19 protein-coding genes are annotated in these 20,857 nt (G+C 73.7%); 10 read left to right on the forward strand and 9 right to left on the reverse strand.

Translation table 11 applies throughout. The features are described 5' to 3' along the window. Window positions 1–19: 19 nt before the first annotated feature. On the reverse strand, window positions 20–1,144 hold the full coding sequence (locus ACLJTM_RS10740; RefSeq protein ID WP_411103224.1) for a hypothetical protein: 1,125 nt from the start codon (window positions 1,142–1,144) through the stop codon (window positions 20–22). Window positions 1,145–1,564: 420 nt separating this feature from the next. On the opposite strand from ACLJTM_RS10740, the gene ACLJTM_RS10745 reads away from it, so the two are divergent. The 3 genes from ACLJTM_RS10745 to ACLJTM_RS10755 are packed head-to-tail and all read left to right on the forward strand — an operon-like array spanning window position 1,565 to window position 5,063. Next, a complete protein-coding gene (locus ACLJTM_RS10745; protein WP_411103225.1) occupies window positions 1,565–3,241 on the forward strand; it encodes an FAD-dependent oxidoreductase in 1,677 nt (558 codons plus the stop codon). After that, window positions 3,238–4,713, forward strand: a complete 1,476-nt coding sequence (locus ACLJTM_RS10750) for an ATP-binding protein (protein WP_411103226.1) — start codon at window positions 3,238–3,240, stop codon at window positions 4,711–4,713. Before ACLJTM_RS10745 ends, ACLJTM_RS10750 begins: the two co-directional genes overlap by 4 nt. Then, window positions 4,710–5,063, forward strand: a complete 354-nt coding sequence (locus ACLJTM_RS10755) for a UBP-type zinc finger domain-containing protein (RefSeq protein WP_411103227.1) — start codon at window positions 4,710–4,712, stop codon at window positions 5,061–5,063. The genes ACLJTM_RS10750 and ACLJTM_RS10755 overlap by 4 nt, the downstream gene beginning before the upstream one ends. A 25-nt stretch (window positions 5,064–5,088) precedes the next feature. On the opposite strand, the gene ACLJTM_RS10760 is transcribed toward ACLJTM_RS10755, so the two are convergent. Continuing rightward, entirely contained in the window at window positions 5,089–6,630 is a 1,542-nt protein-coding gene (locus ACLJTM_RS10760) for a DUF6056 family protein (RefSeq protein ID WP_411103228.1), read from the reverse strand. A gap of 275 nt (window positions 6,631–6,905) precedes the next feature. Here ACLJTM_RS10760 and ACLJTM_RS10765 point away from each other — a divergent pair, with 275 nt between their 5' ends. Next, entirely contained in the window at window positions 6,906–8,321 is a 1,416-nt protein-coding gene (locus ACLJTM_RS10765) for a hypothetical protein (RefSeq protein ID WP_411103229.1), read from the forward strand. Between the two features lie 54 nt (window positions 8,322–8,375). Here ACLJTM_RS10765 and ACLJTM_RS10770 read toward each other — a convergent pair whose 3' ends face one another. The 3 genes from ACLJTM_RS10770 to ACLJTM_RS10780 all read right to left on the reverse strand — a co-directional run bounded on the left by ACLJTM_RS10770 (window position 8,376) and on the right by ACLJTM_RS10780 (window position 12,232). Beyond that, window positions 8,376–10,508 carry a PIG-L family deacetylase gene (locus ACLJTM_RS10770; RefSeq protein WP_411103230.1) on the reverse strand — a complete coding sequence of 711 codons (2,133 nt, stop codon included), beginning with the start codon at window positions 10,506–10,508 and terminating at the stop codon, window positions 8,376–8,378. Window positions 10,509–10,901: 393 nt separating this feature from the next. Next, window positions 10,902–11,258, reverse strand: coding sequence for an SSI family serine proteinase inhibitor (locus tag ACLJTM_RS10775; RefSeq protein ID WP_411103304.1), 357 nt, complete (start codon window positions 11,256–11,258; stop codon window positions 10,902–10,904). A 749-nt stretch (window positions 11,259–12,007) separates the two neighbouring features. Further along, window positions 12,008–12,232, reverse strand: a complete 225-nt coding sequence (locus tag ACLJTM_RS10780) for a hypothetical protein (protein ID WP_411103231.1) — start codon at window positions 12,230–12,232, stop codon at window positions 12,008–12,010. Between the two features lie 273 nt (window positions 12,233–12,505). Here ACLJTM_RS10780 and ACLJTM_RS10785 point away from each other — a divergent pair, with 273 nt between their 5' ends. The 3 genes from ACLJTM_RS10785 to ACLJTM_RS10795 all read left to right on the forward strand — a co-directional run bounded on the left by ACLJTM_RS10785 (window position 12,506) and on the right by ACLJTM_RS10795 (window position 15,248). After that, window positions 12,506–13,726 carry a cytochrome P450 family protein gene (locus tag ACLJTM_RS10785; protein WP_411103232.1) on the forward strand — a complete coding sequence of 407 codons (1,221 nt, stop codon included), beginning with the start codon at window positions 12,506–12,508 and terminating at the stop codon, window positions 13,724–13,726. A gap of 179 nt (window positions 13,727–13,905) precedes the next feature. Continuing rightward, window positions 13,906–14,739, forward strand: a complete 834-nt coding sequence (locus tag ACLJTM_RS10790) for a class II glutamine amidotransferase (protein ID WP_411103233.1) — start codon at window positions 13,906–13,908, stop codon at window positions 14,737–14,739. Window positions 14,740–14,789: 50 nt separating this feature from the next. Continuing rightward, window positions 14,790–15,248 (forward strand): DUF6325 family protein, encoded by a 459-nt coding sequence (locus ACLJTM_RS10795; RefSeq protein WP_411103234.1) that lies wholly within the window; start codon window positions 14,790–14,792, stop codon window positions 15,246–15,248. Window positions 15,249–15,375: 127 nt separating this feature from the next. Here the strand turns inward: ACLJTM_RS10795 and ACLJTM_RS10800 are convergent, their stop codons facing one another. Beyond that, window positions 15,376–15,672, reverse strand: a complete 297-nt coding sequence (locus ACLJTM_RS10800; protein WP_411103235.1) for an SHOCT domain-containing protein — start codon at window positions 15,670–15,672, stop codon at window positions 15,376–15,378. 149 nt (window positions 15,673–15,821) lie between these two features. After that, window positions 15,822–16,916: a glutamate--cysteine ligase gene (locus ACLJTM_RS10805; protein WP_411103236.1), complete on the reverse strand. Its 1,095-nt coding sequence runs from the start codon at window positions 16,914–16,916 to the stop codon at window positions 15,822–15,824. 300 nt (window positions 16,917–17,216) lie between these two features. On the opposite strand from ACLJTM_RS10805, the gene ACLJTM_RS10810 reads away from it, so the two are divergent. Both ACLJTM_RS10810 and ACLJTM_RS10815 read left to right on the forward strand, forming a co-directional pair. After that, on the forward strand, window positions 17,217–17,492 hold the full coding sequence (locus ACLJTM_RS10810) for a hypothetical protein (protein WP_411103237.1): 276 nt from the start codon (window positions 17,217–17,219) through the stop codon (window positions 17,490–17,492). A gap of 14 nt (window positions 17,493–17,506) precedes the next feature. Continuing rightward, window positions 17,507–17,782, forward strand: a complete 276-nt coding sequence (locus ACLJTM_RS10815) for a hypothetical protein (protein ID WP_411103238.1) — start codon at window positions 17,507–17,509, stop codon at window positions 17,780–17,782. A gap of 138 nt (window positions 17,783–17,920) precedes the next feature. Here ACLJTM_RS10815 and ACLJTM_RS10820 read toward each other — a convergent pair whose 3' ends face one another. Next, entirely contained in the window at window positions 17,921–18,700 is a 780-nt protein-coding gene (locus tag ACLJTM_RS10820) for a hypothetical protein (protein WP_411103239.1), read from the reverse strand. Between the two features lie 613 nt (window positions 18,701–19,313). Between ACLJTM_RS10820 and ACLJTM_RS10825 the strand changes: the two genes are divergently transcribed. Next, entirely contained in the window at window positions 19,314–19,517 is a 204-nt protein-coding gene (locus ACLJTM_RS10825; protein ID WP_411103240.1) for a cold-shock protein, read from the forward strand. A 152-nt stretch (window positions 19,518–19,669) separates the two neighbouring features. On the opposite strand, the gene ACLJTM_RS10830 is transcribed toward ACLJTM_RS10825, so the two are convergent. Beyond that, window positions 19,670–20,824, reverse strand: a complete 1,155-nt coding sequence (locus ACLJTM_RS10830; protein WP_411103241.1) for an FAD-dependent oxidoreductase — start codon at window positions 20,822–20,824, stop codon at window positions 19,670–19,672. Window positions 20,825–20,857: the final 33 nt, after the last annotated feature.

The following is a 20,857-nucleotide window of genomic DNA, read 5'->3' on the forward strand; positions in this document are numbered from 1 at the left end:
CGCCGGCGCCCTGAACCTGCTACGGCTGCGGCAGGTAGGCCTGCCGGGTGGCACAGGTCCAGACCACCGGCTTCAGCCTGCCCGCCGCGTTGACCGCGGCGCCGCCGACCCGGCCGTCGTCGGAGACCGACGCGGCCGTCCCCGCCCGGCCCGCGGCGAGCCGCGGCAGGGCGAGGACCGGGCCGCTCCCCGGCCAGAGCTGCGCCTGGTCCTGCACGGCCTGCTCGTCCGGGTGGAACTTCGCGGTCCCGACGGCGACCTCCGTGGTCGGGCTGACCGCCTCGAACGTCCCGTACGGATGCGTGGTGAGCACGCCGGGCGAGGTGCCGGGCCCGGTGTACGGGAGAGTCCAGGTCCACGGCGTGAACGCGTACCCCGGCCCGTACCAGTCGTAGCCGACGACGCGGCCGCCCTCGTCGAGGTCCTGGACGTGGCTCTCCTGCGTGCTGGGGGCGAGGGACCTGGCCGGGCCGCCGTCCCCGGGCCAGACCACGGGATAGGTCGCCTCCAGGTGTGCGCCCGTCTCGGGGACCTCGTGGTCCTGCCGGGCCATGCCGAGGACGTCCCCCTTGTTGTTGACGGCGGTGACCAGGTCGAGGCTGGTGCCGGGACCGGCGTCGGCGGGCAGCGGCAGTTCGCGCACCGTCACGCCGTCCTTCCAGACGAGGCCGGTGCCCGCCCGGTTGCGCGAGACGACGTACCCGGCATCGTTGACGTCGGCCTCGCCGTACGCGTAGTCGCTGCCCGGCAGCGGGCTGATCGCCGGGGCACCGGCCCGGTAGGTGAACACGTAGCCGTCGGGTCCGAGGATGCGGCCGACCATCAGGCCGTCCTTGTTCACGGCGACCAGCTCGCCCCGCAGGCCCGCTGCGGGCAGCGGAACCCGGTGGAGCACGGTGCCGGTCCAGTACACGGGCAGTGCGCCGGAGACGCCGACGGAGAGTCTGCCGGCGCCGAGCGCGAGAACTCCCTCCGTCTGCGGGTTGCCCGGGTTGTAGCCGGAGGTGCCCAGGGAGCCCAGCACCTGGATTTGGGGCGTACAGGCGGTCGCGGCCGAGGCCGGTCCCACGGCGCCGACGATCCCGGCCAGGACCACGGCGGCGGCAGCCGCGCTCGCGGCTTTTCTCACGGGTGTGCTGTTCACGGTACGGATCCCCCTGTGTGCGGTGTGGTGGTGCCGTCGCCCCCGGAGAGCCTCTGGAGAGCCCCCCGCTCCGGGCGCGTGCCGTCCCCTGATGCGGCATGTGCCCTGTGTCGGCGGCCCGTTGATCGTAACCACCGCATGCCCGCGCCGCCCCTGGTTCGCGCGTGTCCCCGGACGGCTCGGGAGCCGAGGGCGTCCGCGACGTCCTGCCGGCCCGTGGTGCGGCCGTCAGGGAACCGTCGCGGGAGGCGCCCCCCCGGGCCGCGGTCCTCCTTGACCGCCGGCGACCAGGCGGGTACCCGCAGCGCACCGCCCGCGGCGCGGCGGAGCGCTCCCGGACGATCGAACATACGATGGGCGGGAACCGGCGCGGGCGGCACGCCGGATGCCGCCCGCCCAGACCACTCGGGGTGGAGACGCATGGCACAGGCCGCCGACGCAGCGCGGACCGTCATCCTGACCGTGGACGACGACCCGGGGGTCTCCCGCGCCATCGCCCGCGACCTGCGGCGCCGGTACGGCGCCACGTACCGGATCGTCCGCGCGGAGTCCGGCGCATCGGCACTGGACGCGCTGAACGAGCTGAAGCTCCGCGGGGACCTCGTGGCGGTCATCCTGGCCGACTACCGCATGCCGCAGATGAACGGCATCGAGTTCCTGGAACAGGCCCTCCACGTGTACCCGGGCGCGCGGCGGGTGCTGCTCACGGCGTACGCCGACACCAACGCGGCCATCGACGCGATCAACGTCGTCGACCTCGACCACTACCTGCTCAAGCCCTGGGACCCGCCGGAGGAGAAGCTCTACCCGGTCGTGGACGACCTGCTCACCGCCTGGCGCTCCAGCGACTACCGCCCGGTTCCCGCGACCAAGGTGGTCGGACACCGCTGGTCGGCGCGTTCCTCGCAGGTCAGGGAGTTCCTGGCCCGCAACCAGGTCCCCTACCGCTGGTACTCGTCCGATGAGCCCGAAGGGCGCCGCCTGCTGGAAGCGGCCGGCGCCGACGGGCACCGGCTGCCCCTGGTGGTCACCCCGGAAGGCGCCGTCCTCGTTGAACCGGAGGCCGCCGACCTGGCCGCGCACGTGGGACTCGCGACGACGCCGACCGCCGACTTCTACGACCTCGTCGTCATCGGCGGCGGCCCCGCCGGACTCGGCGCCGCGGTCTACGGGGCCTCGGAGGGCCTGCGGACCGTCCTGGTCGAACGGTCGGCGACCGGAGGACAGGCCGGGCAGAGCTCCCGCATCGAGAACTACCTCGGCTTCCCGGACGGCGTGTCCGGCGCGCAGCTCACGGACCGCGCCCGCCGCCAGGCCGGCCGGTTCGGCGCCGAGATCCTCACCGCACGCGAAGTGACGGGCCTGGAGGCCAACGGCGCCGCCCGCATCGTCCACTTCTCGGACGGCACCGCGATCGCCGCGCACAGCGTCATCCTCGCGACGGGGGTGTCCTACCGGCAGCTGCAGGCACCGGGCTGCGCGGACCTGACCGGCTGCGGCGTGTACTACGGCTCCTCGCTCACCGAGGCGTCCGCCTGCCTTGACCAGGACGTGTACATCGTCGGCGGCGCCAACTCCGCCGGGCAGGCCGCGATGTACCTGGCCCGCGGCGCGAAGTCGGTGACGCTGCTGGTGCGCGGCGACTCCCTCACGGCCTCGATGTCCCACTACCTGATCCAGCAGATCGAGGAGTCCCCGAACATCACCGTGCGGACCCGGACCGCCGTCGAGGAGGCGCACGGCGACGGACACCTGGAGCAGCTGACCCTGCGGGACGTGCAGAGCGGTGCGACCGAACGCGTCGACGCCCAGTGGATGTTCGTCTTCATCGGAGCGGCCCCGCTGACCGACTGGCTGGACGGCACGGTGCTGCGCGACCCCCGCGGATTCATCCTCGCCGGACCGGACCTCACACCGGACGGGCGACCGCCGGCCGCATGGGAACTGGACCGGCCGCCCTACCACCTGGAGACCAACCTGCCCGGCGTGTTCGTGGCGGGCGACGCGCGCGCCCAGTCCGCGAAACGCGTCGCGTCCGCCGTCGGAGAGGGAGCCATGGCCGTGATGCTCGTCCACCGGTACCTGGAGCAGTCATGAGCGGCCAGGTCCTGCCGTGCAGCCCGCACGAGATCGCCTCGCTGTTCCTGTTCGAGAAGCTGTCCCCGGAGCAGCTCGGACGGCTGTGCAGGGAAGGACGGGTGGAGCGGTTCGAAACCGGCCCGGTGTACACCGAAGGCGACCCGGCCACCTGCTTCTATGTGATGGTCGAGGGCACCGTCGTGCTGTCCCGGCGGGTCGGCGGCGACGACGTGGAGGTCAGCCGCACCTCCCAGCGCGGGGTGTACTCGGGGGCGATGCAGGCCTACCTCGGCGACCGGGTTCCGCAGGTGTACACCAACTCGATGCGGGTGACCGAGCCCACGCGGTTCTTCGTCCTGCCCGCCCAGTCGTTCGCCGACGTCATGCAGGAATGGTTCCCGATGGCGGCGCACCTGCTGGAGGGGCTGTTCTTCGGCTCGAAGAACACCCAGCGCGCCATCGGCCAGCGCGAACGGCTGCTCGCCCTCGGATCGCTGTCCGCCGGGCTCACCCACGAACTCAACAACCCGGCCGCGGCGGCCGTCCGGGCCACCGCGACGCTGCGCGAGCGCGTGGGCAAGATGCGGCACAAGCTGGCCGTCATCTCACAGGGCCGGTACTCCCGCGAGGCCATCGCCGACCTCATCGACCTCCAGGAACGGACCGTCGAACGGGTCGCGAAGGCCACGCCCCTGAGCCCGCTGGAGGCCTCCGACCGCGAGGACGAACTCGCCGACTGGCTCGACGACCACGGCATCCAGGAGGGCTGGCGGATCGCGCCGGTCTTCGTCCAGGCGGGCCTGGACACCGACTGGCTGGACCAGGTCGCGGCGAGCGTGGACGAGGACATCCTGCCGGGGGCGATCGGCTGGCTGTACTACTCGGTCGAGACCGAGCTGCTGATGGACGAGATCGACGACTCCACCACCCGCATCTCCCACCTCGTGGACGCGGCCAAGCAGTACTCGCAGCTCGACCGCGCCCCGCACCGCGTCGTCGACGTCCACGAACTGCTCGACAGCACCCTGCTCATGCTGTCCGGAAAGATCGGCCCCCGGATCCGGTTGGTGAAGGACTACGACCGCTCCCTGCCCGGAGTGCCCGCGTACCCGGCCGAACTCAACCAGGTGTGGACCAACCTCGTCGACAACGCGGTGTTCGCCATCGGGAGCGTCGGCGGCGACGGCACGCTGACGGTCCGCACGGCCCGGGAGGGCGAGCGGCTGCTGGTGGAGTTCCGGGACACCGGACCCGGAATCCCGGCCGACATCCGCAGCCGGATCTTCGACCCCTTCTTCACCACGAAGCCGGTCGGCGAGGGCACCGGCCTCGGCCTGGACATCTCCTGGCGGATCGTCGTCAACAAGCACCACGGCAGCCTCCACGTGGAGTCCGCACCGGGCGACACCCGCTTCCAGGTCCTGCTGCCGCTCACCGCCCCGGAACCCGGGACCGCCACCCCAGCCGAAGAAGCCGAGGAGCCCGCATGAGCGCCATCGAAGGAATCGACCCGAGCGTCCCGCCCGCCGGCACCGGCTGCTCCGAGTGCGACGCGTCGGGCGGCTGGTGGGTCCACCTGCGACGATGTGCCCAGTGCGGGCACATCGGCTGCTGCGACTCCTCGCCGGGCCAACACGCCACCGCCCACTGGAAGTCCACCGGGCACCCCGTGGTGCAGAGCTTCGAACCGGGCGAGGAGTGGCTCTGGAACTACGCCACCGACGCGCTGTACGCGTCCGGACCCCCACTGGCGCCGCCGGCCAGCCGCCCCGAGGGACAGCCGTCGCCGGGTCCGGCCGGCCGGGTCCCGCAGGACTGGAGGGAGCACCTGAACAGCTGACGGCCGCACCGGTCGGGAGCGCGGCTCAACCGCGGTGGATCCGCTCGACTCCGTACCACTTCGCCACGCACGCGGCGACCCAGTCGCGTTCGTAGGCGCCGGTGAAGAACGGCTCGGCGAGAGCGCCGATGTGCATCGGCCGGTAGCCGACGTCGGTGGCGCCCCGCGCGGCCTCCGCGCGGATGCGGGAATCCTGCGCGTCCCAGGCCACGGAACGCGCGACCGTGGCCGTCGTGAGCTGTCGGACGTCCGGCACGAGCACGGCCACCGACGCCAGCGCCAGGCAGCCCGCCGCCGCGGCGCCCGCCACCAGGACGCCGTCCGAGGTCCGGCGGGCCGTCAGCCACCGCCCGCCCCACGCCCCCAGCAAGGCACCGTAGCCGCAGAGCGCCAGCTCCATCGGCACGAGGAAACTCGTCCAGGTACGGGCGTACGTCCACCCGCTCGGGCCGTAGCCGCTGCGCAGGCCCAACGCCACCGCGAACGACCCCAGCACCACCACCGGCACCGGGAGCAGGAGCGCGGCCACCAGCACCCGGCGCGGGACGGCCCGGCGCTGCTCCCGGCGGCCGGCCGCGGGCCGCCCGCGCAGCCCGCAGGCCAAGCCCAGCAGGACGCCGACGGCGGCCGCCCCGAGGTAGGCCCACTGGCCGGTGACGGCATCCCACATGTGCAGCCAGCCCTGGTAGGTGCCCCTGAGCTCGCCGACGGACAGCAGGGACTCCTTGTCCGGCTGCTGGGCCCGGCGCCACCGGGCGCCCGGGGAGGAGTAGAGCACCGCCAGCCCGCAGAGCAGACCGGCACACCACATCAGGCACCAGGTGAACGGACGCCAATGTGGGGCCAGACCGAAGCGCGGCAGACACAACAGCCCGACCCCGGCGGCCAGCAGACCACTGACCAGTGCGAACGGCTCGCTCAAGGTGCCGAGCGCCACACCGGTCAGGAACGCCGCGGCGAAGCCCGCCCGACGCGTGCCGGGCCGGGGGTCGCGGACCGTGCGGACGGCCAGCAGGAACGCCCACAACCCGATGACGCTCGGCACCGTGTGCGAGATGGTGGCGGGAGCCCACAGCAGCACCTGGTAGCTGCGGGTGCCCGCGAAGTAGAGCAGCGCCTGCACGACCAGGGCGCAGGCGGTCAGGACCAGCAGACGGGGACGGCCGCCCAGGAACACGACGAAGTGGCGCCCCAGCAGCACCAGTCCGACGGTGAAGGAGACGGCGATGACCGTCGGGAGGACCTTGGCCCCGACCAGTCCGTCGCCGTAGACGACACCGCTCAGGAAGGCATTGGCGACCCGGCCGTTCTGCGTCAGGTAGAAATCGGACGTGATGCCGAGGACCCCCAGGTCACGAGCCTTCCACGCCGCGCACCAGTCGTCTGACGTGGGCCGCAGGTACAGCCCGAGGAAGCAGCCCACCGCAACCAGCGCCCCGGCCGCCGCGACGAGCGTCGCCCCGGCCAGCGGAACCAGCCCGCGCAGCGCGGACCGGCGCCCGCTCCTGCGGCCCTCCAGCGCGGGAGGGGTGCGGACCTCGTCGCCCTCGATCGCTGCCGTGCTCATCCACCACCCCTTCGCGGCGCGACCCGGTCCCGGGGCGGCCGATGCGCCCGATGCCGCGGTGACGGAACGGGCCCGCGCACCCCCATGATGTGCACGCCCCGCGGGCACCGGCATCCGGGGTGGGCCAGGCCGGGCATCCGGCCCCGGGACCGCCGGGACCGGCCACCGACCCGGGTCACCCGGGCGGCGGGCGCTCCCTGGCAGCTTCGGCGCGCCGCTCCCAGGATGGGGACTCGGGGTCCGCGTCTGCGCAGGCCGTCGAGGAGGGAGTGGCGATGCCCCGAGTCCCGCTCGGCCGCTGGGCCCTGGTCACGGCGGCCCTGGCGAGCGTCGCCGTGCCCGTCTGCGCCGCGGGTCAGCCGGCCCGTCCCCATCCCCGGCTGCGCTACGTTCCGCTGGCCATGCCGGTCGCCCCCACCGTCGGCCTCCTCGCCAACACGACCGATGTCGAAGGCGTACCGGCCTCCGTCGCCGGCGGTGCACGGTACGTCGAGGGCAGCAGCGTCCTGCGCCTGGCCTCCGGCCGCTGGAGGTACCTGCCCGACGGCCACCCGGTGTCCGCCGTGGTCGCCGCCGGACATCCGCCGGCCCGCCGCCAGATCGAGCAGAGCCGCGCCTGGCTGGCCTCCGGCCGGGTCCCGGGCCGGTCCGCCGCACAGCGGGCCGCGGCCGAGCGGGCCCTGCTGTCCCTGCGCGCCCTGCTGCGGCCGAACGGCGCCGTCGCAGCGGGCTGGAGCCCCGGCTGGCAGTTCTCCTGGCCGCGCGACTCCAGCTTCGCCTCCGCCGCCTTCGCCCACACCGGCCACGACGCCGAGGCCTACCGCATCCTGCGCTACAGCGCCGCGACCCAGCGCACGGACGGATCCTGGGAGGCCCGGACCAAGCTCGACGGTTCCGGCCCGCCCGACGGCAGGCAGTGGCAGCTCGACGCCAACGGCTGGGTCCCCTGGGCCACCTGGCAGTGGTACCGGACGGCCCCCCGGCCCGGCCGCCACGTCCGGCTGGCCGTGCTCTATCCGATGGTCCGCAAGGCGGCCGACCACGCGGCGGGCTCCCTGCGCACGGACGGGCTGCCGCCGGCCTCCCCCGACTACTGGGAGCTGATGACGCACACGGCGAACATCGGCACGGCCGCCCCGCTGCTCGCCGGACTCACCGCGGCCGCCGACCTCGCCCGGGAGGCGGGCCGGCCCGAGGACGCGGCGCGCTGGACGCGGGCCGCACGCAGGCTGTCCGCCGCGATCTCCGCGAAGTTCTTCCCCCTGGGCTACCAGCGCACCGTCGACGGGCGCCACGGCCACGACAGCGCCGTCGCCTTCATGGCGCCCCCCTTCAACACGGCCCCCGACGGCCTGGCCGGAGCCCTGGACGCGACCTACCGGACGCTGCTCCTCCCGAGCGGCGGACTGACTCCCGGGAACGATCCCGCGGCGCCCTGGGGCGGATACGCCTGGACGCCCAGCACGGCGTTCTTCGCGCTCGCCTGGGCGGTCATGGGGAAGCCGGCGAAGGCCGCACCGGTCCTGGACTGGGTCCTGGCCAAGAGGAACGCGCTCGGCGAACTGCCGGAGAAGGTGAACGCGCAGGGAGGCCCCGCCTCGATCGCCCCCCTCGCCTGGACGGGCTCGATCGTGCTCCTGTCCCTGGCGGCGCTCGACGGCGCCCCGCCCCCGACCCCGCCGGCCCCCTGAGACCTCGGGGCACGGGCGACGGTGCACGCTCCCCCGGACGGGCGAGCGCAGCCGTCAGCGCCCGGAGGCCGCCCGTCCGGCCTGCGCGACTGCCGCGGGCGGCACGGCCCGGTGCCACGGGGAGCCGGGCGGGAGGCTGCCGGGGGGCTCCGAACCGGCCGGGGGAGCCGTCATGACGTGCAGCCCCGCGTCCAGGCCGAGCGCCGCGGCGACGGCCGTGCCGTCGGGCTCGGCCACAGCCGCCGGCGCCCCCGTGTAGAGCAGCTGGGACTCGTACCAGGCCGGTGCGGTGCCGGGGCCCGACACACCGACGGTACCCGCGCCGGCGCGGCCCGCCAGCACACCGCCCGCCACCCCGACGGCTCCGTAGCCACCCTCGCCGCCCGCCTCGGTGACCGGGGAGAGCGAGGGCGCGGACCGGTCCGCCGTGGCCAGGCTCGTGCCGACCGTGCCCGTGCCGGGGCGACGGAAGTACAGCCGGACGCCGTCGCCCTCCGCACGCGCCGACAGCGGGCCGGTGGTGGCGGGCAGCCCGGTCGGGAGGGGGTTGCCGAACGGGGCGCCCGGGGCCGGCTGGATCCAGGCCAGCACGCTCTGCGCGGTGGCCGCGTACACGTGGCGGCGCCCCGCTGCATCGGTCGCGGTGACCGGGTCGCCCTGCAGGCCTGCGCCGCCGAGCCCCGTCCACGGGCCGAAGGGCCCGCCCGGGGCGGTCTGGGCGCGGGTGCGCAGGGAGCGCGCCGAATCGCGGACGAACACGGTCATCCGGCCGGCGGGGTCCACGGAGACGGCCGGCGCACTGAGCGCCGAAGTGCCGGACGCATCGCCGGAGTCAGGCGTGCCCAGCGACTGCCACGGGCCGAAACTGCCGTCGGGCGCGGCCTGGACGGCGTACACGAGGTCGCGTCCGTACTCCCCGGCGGTGGCGCCCAGGGTGGTGCGCGTGCCGAAGACAGCGATCCTGCCGTCGGGGAGCCGCGCCACCGACGCGCCGGCGTCGATCCCGGCCCCGGACAGGAAACGAGGCCCCTGCCAGGGGGCCTTGGGGCCGCTGCGCGACCAGTACGCCATCCGGCCGTCCAGCACGGCGAAGGCCCACAGCCGTCCGGCGGCTCCCTCCGCCATCCAGGAGGTGCCCTCGCCCCGGTTGTAGCGGATGGTCTGGTTCCACCCTGCGCCGGTGGGCCGGGTCGCGGTCTTGCGGTCGCCGCAGCCGGCCGGGCTGCCGCACCAGTCCTGGTGGTCCGCCCAGGCGTAGGTCTTGAGGTAGCCGAGCTTCTCCGCGGCCGCCTGCGGGTCGAGGGTCGGAGGCAGGGAGCTGTTGGGGTAGCTCACGTAGTTCTGGACCGAGAAGTGCGGCCGGTCCGTGGAGCGGGCATAGCGCTCGGCCGCGGCCTGCACGAATCGGGCCCCGTACATGTGGTCCTGGTGGTCGAGGAAGGCGCCCCCGCCGCCCTGCGCCCGCCCGGGCGTCGGGTCCTGCATCCGTATCGTGGTGGGCCGGTACCGGGCGAAGACGCCCGCGATGGCCTCGACCGCCTGCTGCCTCGTGTACGAGAACGACGGTCCGACCGGCGTCGCGGAGGCCAGCTGGGCGCCCAGGGCGGGGACCCGGCCGTCCCACAGCCCACGGAGGCTGTCCGGGTTGTCCCCGGAGATGCTGCGCGCCTCGCGCAACTGCATCCACACCAGGTTGACCTCGGGCCGCGCGAGCAGCACGTCCACCTCGGCGCTGCCCCCGCCGACGGTGGGGACGGACTCCCTGCGCCAGGCACTGGCGCGGTCGCCGGTGGCCATCTGCGCGTACGCGGCCCGTATGCCGTTCTGCCGGGCCTCCGCGTAGGCGGCGTGGTCGGCAGGACCGGCAGGGTCTTCGAGGTGGGGGCTGTGGGCCTCGTTGCGGCCGTCGGACTCGCCGGCGGTGAGGTAGACGGTGGCGACCCTGACGCCCGTCGATATGGAGCGGCTCAGGTCGGGGTTCATGAAGAAGAGGTCGTCGTCGGGATGGGCCACGACCTGGAGCACCGTGCCGCTGGTCACACTCGGGCGGAGGGCCGCATCGGAGGCTGCCGCCTCCTGTGCGTTCCCGTTCCCGGACCCGACGGTCCAGGCGGCCACTCCGGCGGCGCCGACGGTGAGCGCGGTGACGAGGGCCGCGAGGCGGGTGCGGCTGGCAGCCAGGTACATCGACAACGCCTAGGGGATTGGTCCGGTGCGGAGTTCCGTGGAGGGGGAGACGGTGTCCCGAGGCTCCACTGCTTCCGGAGACGACCGGGCGTGATTATGCCTCGCTGAATTGCGACTGACACACCCTCAAGGGGCATATGCGAGCAAAGTGATGCCGAGGTGGCTTATTGGCGAGTTGTCCCTTTTATTCGCTCTTGCGGAGGAGGTGACCCGGCCGCGAGGTGACGTCCGTCTCATCCGGGACGAGCCGGGACGTTCCAGGCGCCGATGCCGATGCCGACGCCGGCACCGACGCCGGCGCCGGCGCCGCCGTCCGGGCGGCCGCGACATGCCGCTGCCCCCGCCCGGGGAGGGGCGGGGGCAGCGGTGTCAGGGAGAGGCCCGGCGTACCTGTCAGAACGCGAAGACGGCGTTCCCGTTGAGCGTGGCGGACATGGTGCACGTGTTGGAGAAGGTGTGCTTCCAGGAGATGCGGCTGCCCTTCCACACGCCGTCCGCGGTGACGGTGACGGGGTCGTAGTGCATCGGGCAGGCGCGGTTCGCGTCCGGGGCGGCGAGGAGGGTGTCGAGGGTGCCGGCGGTGGCGGCGAGGGCCGCGCAGGCGGCCTTCGGGTCGGGGTGGGTCCCCTGGGCGGTCGGTGCGCAGCTGACGGTGGACGCCCGTACGACGGTGGCCGCGTCCTCGCCCTGGGCGACGGTGAGCACCACGGCGGACGGGGCGTACAGGCTCGCGGGCTGAGCCTCCGCCATGCCGGTGGCGCCGGCGAGGGTCAGAAGGGCGGTGGCGGAGACAACAGCGATGCGGTGACGCACGACAGTCACTCTCTTTCAAATCGAAGGTCAGATGCAGCAGTTGGCTGCGTTATGCCGACTGGACGTCACCGAGTCTGTCGGGAGTGAAGGGCGTGCGCACATCGAACACCGATTTACAGACATCCTGTTCGATAATCGGCGACCGAATGGTCGTTCGGGCAGCTCAGGGGGTGGGCGATGCCCTCCGCAATCACGTGCCAACGGACCGTCACGCTCGAAGTCCCGTCTTCAACCAGGGCGTTGACCTGCTGCCGGCCGGGCGCGGTTCACCGAACGTCCATCCAGGCTGACCGAATAGTGCCGTGCCGACAGCGTGGCGAGGCCCCGCCGGGGCTTCGATGAGGAGCCGACCACGGGCCGGGTGTTGGCGTCCGCACTCCCGAACGCGGCACAAGGGCAGGCCGCTGAGTGATGCGCGCACGCCGGAGTGCCCGACGGGCACCTCTGGGGTGCGCGCGGTAGCGAGCGCTTTGTCTCTGGGGGTGGTCGCGGGTTGCGCCCCTGACCGCAGGCGTACCCGCCGCTCGGAACGGGGCTCCATGGGAACGGCCGGGGTGGTCTGACGCGGTACCTCTGTCATATGCCTACCGCCACCCCCGCCGCCGGGTCTACGGTGGCGCCACCGGTCCCTCGGGGCCCGGCGGCCCTCCCGGCCTCCCCGCGGGAGGGCCGTCGCGCGCCCGGCCTCAGGCGCCGGCGGCCCAGACCTCGGGACCGCCGCCCTCCCACCGGATCGGACCGTCCTCGGAGAGGTCCACGTCCTCCAGCCCGGCCCGTCGCAGGAATTCCGACACGTCGGCGGGCGAATGGGCGCGGCCGAGGTCCGCGTCCACGCCCAAGGCGTGCACGGTGACCTTCCGCCCGCCCTTCGGCGAGACGGGATGGATGACGATCTCTGTCCGGTCCGTCATGCGTCCAGCCTGAGGGAGCCCCGCCGGTCCGGCACCCCGGGAGCGCCGTGCGGGCGGCGGGCAGGCCGCCGCCCGGCCGCGCCGACACCGCGCAGCCGGTCGGAAGGACCGGCACTCCAAGCACACTCCGGGTCGGGCATCGGCCCCACGTCCCAGCCGTCCGCACCCCGGACCCCTGCGTTCCGCATCCCGGCACCTCGGCATCCAGGAGAGACTGGTCCATACACCCCCATTCCTCCCCTCCGCGCGAACCCCATCCATCCTGGAGGCGTCATGAGCGAGCGGCCGGTCCTCCTGCCCTACGCCGACCCGGCCTTCGTCGCCGACCCCTTCCCCCTGTACCGGCACCTGCGCGAGAAGGCCCCCGTACACCGAGCCGTCATCGCCGGCGGTCTCGAAGCCTGGCTCGTCACCCGCTACGAAGACGGCCTCGCGGCCCTGTCCGACGCCCGCCTCAGCAGTGACGTCCGTGACGCCTCGGACACCCGGCTCCTGCGGCAGCTGCCCGCGGCGGAGCAGGACGCACTGCTCAGCAACATGCTCCGCAGCGACCCGCCCGACCACACCCGCCTGCGCCGCCTGGTCTCCAAGGCGTTCACCGCCCGCCGGGTGGCCGGCCTGCGGGCCCGGGTCCAGGAGGTCACCGACCGGCTGCTCGACGCGGTCGTGCCGGCCGGCCGCGCCGACCTCGTCGCCGACCTCGCCCTGCCCCTCCCCGTGACGGTGATCAGCGAACTGCTCGGGGTGCCCGTGGACGACCGGTACGACTTCCAGCGCTGGACCGACCGCCTCGTCCTGCGCGGCGCGGAACCCCCGGACGCCGCCGTGGTCAACGAGGCCTGGCAGCACATGCGCGGCTATGTCGCCGGACTCCTCCGGGCCAAGCGGGACCACCCGGGCGACGACCTGCTGAGCGGCCTGATCAGCGCCCGGGACAACGAGCAGGAGCTGACCGAGGACGAGCTCATCGCCACGGTGTTCCTGCTGCTGGCCGCCGGCTACCTCACGACGGTCAATCTGATCGGCGGAGGCATCGCCCTACTGCTCACCCACCCCGACCAGCTCGACCTGCTGCGCTCCGCCCCCGACCGGCTGCCGGGCGCGATCGAGGAATTCCTGCGCTACGACGGCCCCGTCAGCCCCGGCATCGCCCGGTTCGCCCGCGAGGACCTGGAGATCGCCGGCGTGGCCGTCCCGCGCGGCGCGACCGTGCTCATCGCCTCGGCCATCGCCGACCGCGACCCGGCACGCTTCCCCCACCCGGACCGCCTGGACATCACCCGGCAGGACAACGCCCACCTCGCCTTAGGGCACGGCATCCACTACTGCCTGGGCGCGCCGCTGGCCCGGCTGGAGGGGCAGATCGCCATCGGCACCGTCCTGCGCCGGCTCCCCGGACTCGCCCTCGCCGTGGCCCCGGACGAGCTCGCCTGGCGCCTGGGCGGTCTGCGCGGCCCGCAGAACCTGCCGGTGACCTTCACCCCCGGCGGCTAGCACGCCCCCGCCGCCCGCTCCCGGTTCACGTGGCGCTCCCGGAGGAGGGAGCCGAGAATGAGATGGCCGGACGGGGGCGAAGGCGAACCGGCGGACGAACCCGCCGGGCTGTCGTACCGGGGGAGCGGGGACCGCAGGCGCAGTGCCCCCGCGCTGCTGCAAGGACCAGGTGATCGCGCATGTGCCGCTGGCTCGCGTATTCGGGTACGCCCATGCTGCTCGACACGATTCTCTACAAACCGGCCCACTCGCTCATCGACCAGAGTCTGCATTCGAAGCTCGGGGTGGAGACGACGAACGGCGACGGGTTCGGCATCGGCTGGTACGCGGAGGACAACGAGACTCCCGCCCTCCTCAGAGACGTCGGCCCCGCCTGGAACAACCGCAACCTGCGGGAGATGGCGGACCACGTCCGCTCCTCGCTGTTCTTCGCCCACATCCGGGCATCGACCGGCACGGCCGTGCAGCAGTCCAACTGCCACCCCTTCCGGCACGGGCGCTGGATGTTCATGCACAACGGCGCCATTTCCGGCTTCCACGTGATGCGCCGGGACCTCACCCTGCTCGTCGACCCCGTCCTGTACCCCGAGATCGGCGGCACGACGGACTCCGAGGTGATGTTCTACCTGGCGCTCACCTTCGGCCTGGACAAGGACCCGCCGGCCGCCGTGGCCCGGATGGCGGGGGTGGTGGAGCGGGCCGGCCGCGACCACGGCATCGAGTACCCCCTCCAGATGACCCTGGCCGTCACCGACGGCGAACGCCTGTGGGCCTTCCGCTACTCCAGCGCCCACGAGTCCCGGTCGCTGTTCTACAGCAGCCGCGTCGACGCCCTGCGCCGACTGCACCCCGACGTGGCGTTCCTGCGGGACATCTCGGAGGAGACCCGCCTCATCGTCTCCGAACCCCTCGGCGACCTCCCGGGCGCCTGGAACGCGGTGCCGGAGAGCAGCTACGGCGTCGTGCAGACCGGCGCGGACGAGTTGTACCCCTTCACCCCCGAGCCGGCCTGACCCTCCGGGAAACCCCACCACCGGACAGCCACCCCACCCAAGGAGCGCTCATGAGCGAGGCGATCGAAGACATGGGCCCGGTCGACTACGTGGTCGTCGAATTCCCCGGGAACCGCATGACGGGCGAGGCGTTTCCCCTCCTGGTCGAGCTGGTGGAGAAGGGCATCGTCCGCCTCCTCGACCTGCGCTTCGTACGGAAGGACGCCGACGGCAGCATCACCGCCCTCGAACTCACGGCCCTCGACGACGACTCCTCCGATTGGTCCGTCTTCGACGGCGTCTCCTCGGACATGCTCGACGAGGACGACCTCCAGGAAGCCGCGAAGGCCCTCCAGCCGGGCAACGCGGCCGCGGTCCTGGTGTACGAGAACCGCTGGGCGGCCCCCTTCGCCCGGGCCCTGCGCCGCAGTGGAGCGCAGATGGTGGCGAGCGGCCGCATCCCGGTCCAGGCCATCCTGGCCTCCCTCGACGCGGAGGACGCCGCGGAGGGCCGGCCGCCGCAGCCGTGACAGCAGCAGCGTCGCAGCAGCAGCGGTGACAGCAGTGGGGCCGGCCCGCTGCGTCGCAGCAGCAGCGGTGACAGCAGTGGGGCCGGCCCGCAGGCCGGCCCCACTGCCGCGCCGGGACGCGGAACGGTCAGGGGGCGAGCAGGCGCCCCTTCTGCTCCGCGAACTCCGCTTCGGTCAGCAGCCCCTGCTCCTTCAGCGTGCCGAGTTCCTTGAGCTGGTCGATGCGCGTGCTCATGTCGTCCGCGATCGGCTGGGATGCTGCGGAGGGCGGCGGGGCCGCGGGAGCGGCGTACTGCTGGGCGGGCTGCTGGTTGTCCTGCTGGGCCCACCGGCCCGCCTGGCGCCGTGAGACGCGGTTGGACACCGAGGTCGCCGTACCGGCGACCACCGCGGTGCGGGCTATGCCCCGAAGAAGACCAGACACGTCATCCTCCTTTGCCGACGGGGCCGGGCCGGCCGTTCCGACTCCGGCCTCCACTCGTTCCAGCATCGCACCGGGGGCGGGAATCCTGCGCGCCGCCGGGCGGCGCCCGGCACGCCGCCCCGGCCCCAGCCGTACCCCCGGCGTACCGCTCAGGCACTGGTGGCGCCCGACATGACCAGGGCCGCGACCGCGGGGACCCCGCCCCCGGCCAGGGCGCCCCGCTGGCGGTCCGCCGCAGTGCCCTGGCGCAGCAGCCGCCGGACGAGGGCGCGCACCTCGCGGAGGTCGCCGCTGTCCTCGAGGGCCGGCGCGATGTGCCGCATCAGCAGGTCCAGCACGTCCGTGCTGGCCCGCATCCGGCCCGTGGGGTCCACCAGGGTGCTCCCCATGCCGTGCCGGGCCGCATGCCACATCGCGGCCTGCAGGAGCTCCGGCCGGCACCGTGCCGGCGCGGCGCCCGCTTTCTCCTCGGCCAACGCGGTGGCGGCGAGCCCGCGGATGAGACCGGCGAGCATCACGGCGTCGTCCGCCTCCAGCTGGACGTCGCAACAGCGCACCTCGACGGTGGGGTACCGGTCCGACAGCCGGGCCTGCCAGTAGAGCTGCCCCCGATCGGGGACCACCTCCGAGCGCACCAGGGCGTCGGCGCGGTCCTCGTAGTCCGCGAGCCCCGAGAAGTACGGCGGCGGGCCGCTGACCGGCCAACGGCCGAAGATGATCGTGCGCCAGCTCGCGAACCCGGTGTCCCGCCCGTCCCACAGGGGACCGTTGGCGGACATGGCCAGCAGCGTCGGTAGCCAGACCCGCAGCCGGTTCAGGACGGCCACCCCGGTCTCCCGGTCCGGGATCCCCACGTGGACGTGCATCCCGCAGATCAGCTGCTCGTCGACCAGCAGCCGGGCCTCCCCGCGCATCTTCAGATACCGCGCGGTGCTGGTGACGGGCACGGGCGCAAGGCCGCGGACCGGTGCAGTGGCGGAGATCGCGATGCGGCAGCCGTTCGCCTCGGCGGCCGAGGCGACGGCGTGGCGCAGCCGCAGCAGGTGGCCGCCCACCTCCTCCAGGGCCGTGCAGACCGGGGTGGCGACCTCGATCTGTGCCTGCAGCAGTTCGTCCTGGACCTCGCGTTCGTCCGCGATCGGTGTCAGCCGGGCAGTGGCCCGCACCTCCTGGACGAGCGGCGTCGGAAGCAGCGTCTCCGGGTCGACCAGCAGGTATTCCTCCTCGACCCCAACAGTGATCATGCGGGGTGGCTACCCCCGCCCGCCTGCGCTCACCCGGTGGAGGCCTCTTTTCTGCCCGATCAGGCGCCGACTGCCGCCCGTTCGAGCGGGCCGGGCCGACGCCGGCCGGGCTCAGCGGGTGCGCGGCGCAGGGAGCTGATCTAGCGTCGAAAGAGGGAGGGAGCCCTGCCGAGCGAGTCCGGTGCGGGGCCCGGGCCCGGCGGCCGTACGCCGGCTGGGGGCGCTCGGCGCCGATCCCACGCGGCCCCCGCACATGCGAGTCCCGGACCGCGCGGCTACCCCGGAGAGCAGGTGCGTCCCATGCGCACGACGACCCGTATCGCAGGTGTCCTGACCGGCCTGACCCTGGCCCTCGGCGGCGTCGCCTTCACCGCCCCCGCCGCCCACGCGGACGTCACGGCCTGTATCAACCAGGTGGAGCGGGAGCTGCAGGGCGGAGAGGCCCCCGACTCGGTCCGCATGGCGTGCTATGTCGGACTGACCGGCGACCACGCGAAGTGTGTGACCGGCCTGACCGAAGGCGGCGGAGTGACCGACGGCACCGCCGTGACCGCCTGCCGGGTGGCACCCGAATAGGAGGCGGGGTTCCCATGCATACCGCGACCCGCGCCGTCGGTGTACTGACCGGGCTCTCTCTGCTGCTGGGCGGGACTGCGCTCGTCGGGCCCGCGGCCCACGCGGACATCCCCGCCTGCACGGCCATGGTGGAGCAGGCGGGCGTACCCGTCACCGCGGATGTCACGGCGGCCTGCAAGCGGGGAGTCGTCAGTGATCTGCAGGGGTGCGTGAGCGGGCTGACCGCGGCCGGTGTGCCGGGTGGCGCCGCGAACGGCGCCTGCCGGACGGCCGTCCACGAACCGCGCTGACCCGGCCCCGTCGCCTCGTCCGCGCCAGGTGCACGCAGCGTGCGCGCAGGACTGCGGCGCCCGTGTCCCCCGGCACGGACGCCGTCGCCTTCCTCCCGGGGCCGCGGCTCGCAGGAGGCGGCTGTGTCCCCGCGCCGTTCAGGCCCCGACGGGCGCCTTGTCGTCCGCCGTGGCCTCGGCCGTGGCCGCTTCCGCCGCGGCTGCGGGGGCCGCCTCGCCCGGGGCGGGCCGGGGCGCGGAGTACATGACCGAACCCTGCTTGTGCTCCTTGTCGATGAGCTTCTTCTTGGCCAGTGCCTCCAGGGCGTTGCGGACGACCTGGGTGGAGGCGGTGCGCCCGGGGTGCGACCGGGCCAGTTCTGCGCCGACCTCGCTGACCAGGCGGGGTTCCGCGGCGCTGACGAGGAGGGCAAGGACGAGTTCGCGCAGCGGGGGTTCCGCCTGGCCGGTCTTCTTCACCTCGGCGCTCTTCTTCACCTCGGCACTCTTCTTCACCGCGGTGGTCTTCTGCGCCGCTGCGGCGGCGGGCCGGGGAGCCGTGGACGTGCGGGCAGCCGGCTTGCGTGCGGCGGCCTTGGCCGGCGTACCGGAAGTGGCCGTGCCCGCGGCCTTCTTGCCCTGGGTCACCTTCCGCGCCCGGGTCGCGCCGGCGGCCTTCTTCGCCTGCCGCGGCTGCGGAACGGTTCCGCTCGCTGTTTTTCCGGTGCGAGTTGCGGGAGTTGCCGGGGCGCCCGCGGGCAGGCTGTCCTGCACACCGGAGAGCCAGTTCTCATCCGCCTTCAATTGCTGCAAGCGGGCCTGGAGTTCCGTGATCTGCCGGGAGACGTCTTCCTGTTCCTTGCGGTTGATCTCGAGATCGGCGGAGAACCGCTCCGCGTACTGCTTGTGGATGGGCGTGCTGTCCGGCTCGTTGGCCATTGCGGCTCACTCTCCTCATACCTCGTGGTGTTGCTGGGGGATGCTACTCACCATCAGGCACCCGCAGTTCCTTCCCTGCAAGATCCGCGGTATTCCTCCGGCGCCGTGAAAGCGGAGGTCCAGGGAATCGGCGGAAGACGGCACGCGCATTTCGAGGCACGGATGTTCGAGATATCGCCCTCACCGCCGGCGCCGGGCCGGGTGGTGATACGGCAGGGTGCGGGGGCATTCGCTGCGGTACCGGGGAAACACTGCGGCACGCCGTCCGGTCACGCCTCCCGACGGTTCCGGTTCCCCCTGCGTCGATCCGCGGTGGGGGTCTTCCTGCCGACCGCCCCCGTGGGGCCCAGGCGGGCTGTGCACGCGCGGAGCGGTCCGGCCGCCCGCACCACGGACGCGGCCGGTGGAGCCGCGCCGCGACAACCTCGTACGACTGGTGATCGTTGCTCTCTGGTGACCGGGGGTTCCGGCGTGTAGCGTCTGCGGCAGCTGTCGTGGTTCGCAGTTCCTGCCCGCGCCCTGGCGTGGGCGTTTTGCTGTGCAGTGCCGGACCAGGGCGATCACCTCCGGGCCGCGCGGTGCGGACCCGACATCGACTGAGAGGTACGAGCACATGGCCAGCGGAACCGTGAAGTGGTTCAACTCCGAAAAGGGCTTCGGCTTCATCCAGCAGGACGGCGGCGGCCCCGACGTCTTCGCGCACTACTCCAACATCAACTCCACCGGCTACCGCGAGCTCCAGGAAGGCCAGGCCGTGACCTTCGACATCACGCAGGGCCAGAAGGGCCCGCAGGCGGAGAACATCACCGTCGCCTGACCCGCGCAGCCTGTACGCCCAGCCGCTCCGGAGCACACACTCCGGAGCAGCTGCGGCGTATCCGGGGCGCCGGGCGCGCCGCGTCCGCCGCGAAGCCCGTGGAGCATTCCGGGACCCGGCCGGGGGCCCACGCGTTCGGCAGCCGGGTCCCTCTACGCAGGGAGCGAGAACCCCTCGTACAAATCGTCCAGGGCGCGCAGGGTGAACCGGGCGGGCACGGTCCGCAGGGCGAGGTTGCGGGCGCCGGCCGCGAGCGGGTGACGCAGCCCGGCCAGCCGTCCGGCCCGGCGGGCCCGTACGCGGATGGCGTCGGTCCGCTCCCGCCGGGCGGCGCAGTATGCGGCCAGGGCGTCCGGCACCCCGTCCGGGCCGCTCCTGCCCAGCAGATGGGCGAGCACGACCGCGTCCTCCACGGCCTGGCAGCCGCCCTGCCCCAGATTCGGCGTCATGGCATGAGCGGCGTCGCCGATCCAGGCGAGCCGCCCGTGGTGGAGCCGGGGGAGCGGGGCGGCCAGGTCGAAGAGGTCGTGCTGGAGCAGGGAGGCGGGATCCAGCCGCTCCAGCAGGGCCGGGACGGGGGCGTGCCAGCCGGCGAACCGCCGCGCCAGTTCGGCCCGCGCGTCGGCGGGCCGGGTGCCCTGCGGCACGTGGGCGGTGGCGTAGGCGTACACCCGCCCGTCGGCCAGCGGCACGACCCCGAAGCGCTGCCCGCGCCCCCAGGTTTCCGAGGCGGTGAGAGCCGGCAGTCCCTCCGCGGACACGACCGTGCGCCAGGCGCTCTCGCCGCTGTAGCGGAGCCCGGGATGGCCGGGGAAGTACCTGCGGCGCAAGGCGCTGTTGATCCCGTCGGCGGCGACCACCGCGTCGGCCCGGAGCTCACCGTCGTCGGCGCGGACGAGAGGAGCGTCCTTGGCGTCCTCGACACCGTGGACGGCCACCCCGTACCGCAGGACCCCCGGGGGCAACTCCGCGGCCAGCCCACGCACCAGGGCCGCGCGGTGCACGGCCAGCGGCGGGCAGCCGTAGCGGGCGGTCAGCTCCGCGGATTCCGCCCGGCCCAGCCACCCGCCGTCGGGCCGCCGAATGCCCATCGCGGCGGGCACGGCACCGCCGGTGGCCCGCTCGACGCCGACACCGATCGAGTCCAGGGCGCGCAGCGCATTGGGCGCGAGAACGATCCCGGCGCCGGGGGAGGGCTGCCGGGACCGTTCGTACACCACGACCTCCCAGCCGCGGCGGTGGAGGGCCACGGCCGCCGTGAGCCCGCCGATGCCGGCTCCCACCACGACCGCCCGACGTCGGGACATGTGCGCTCCTCACTCCGAACCTCTACATCTGTA

Origin of the sequence: Streptomyces sp. cmx-4-9 (assembly GCF_046548835.1) — a bacterium.
Classification (GTDB): Bacteria; Actinomycetota; Actinomycetes; order Streptomycetales; family Streptomycetaceae; genus Streptomyces.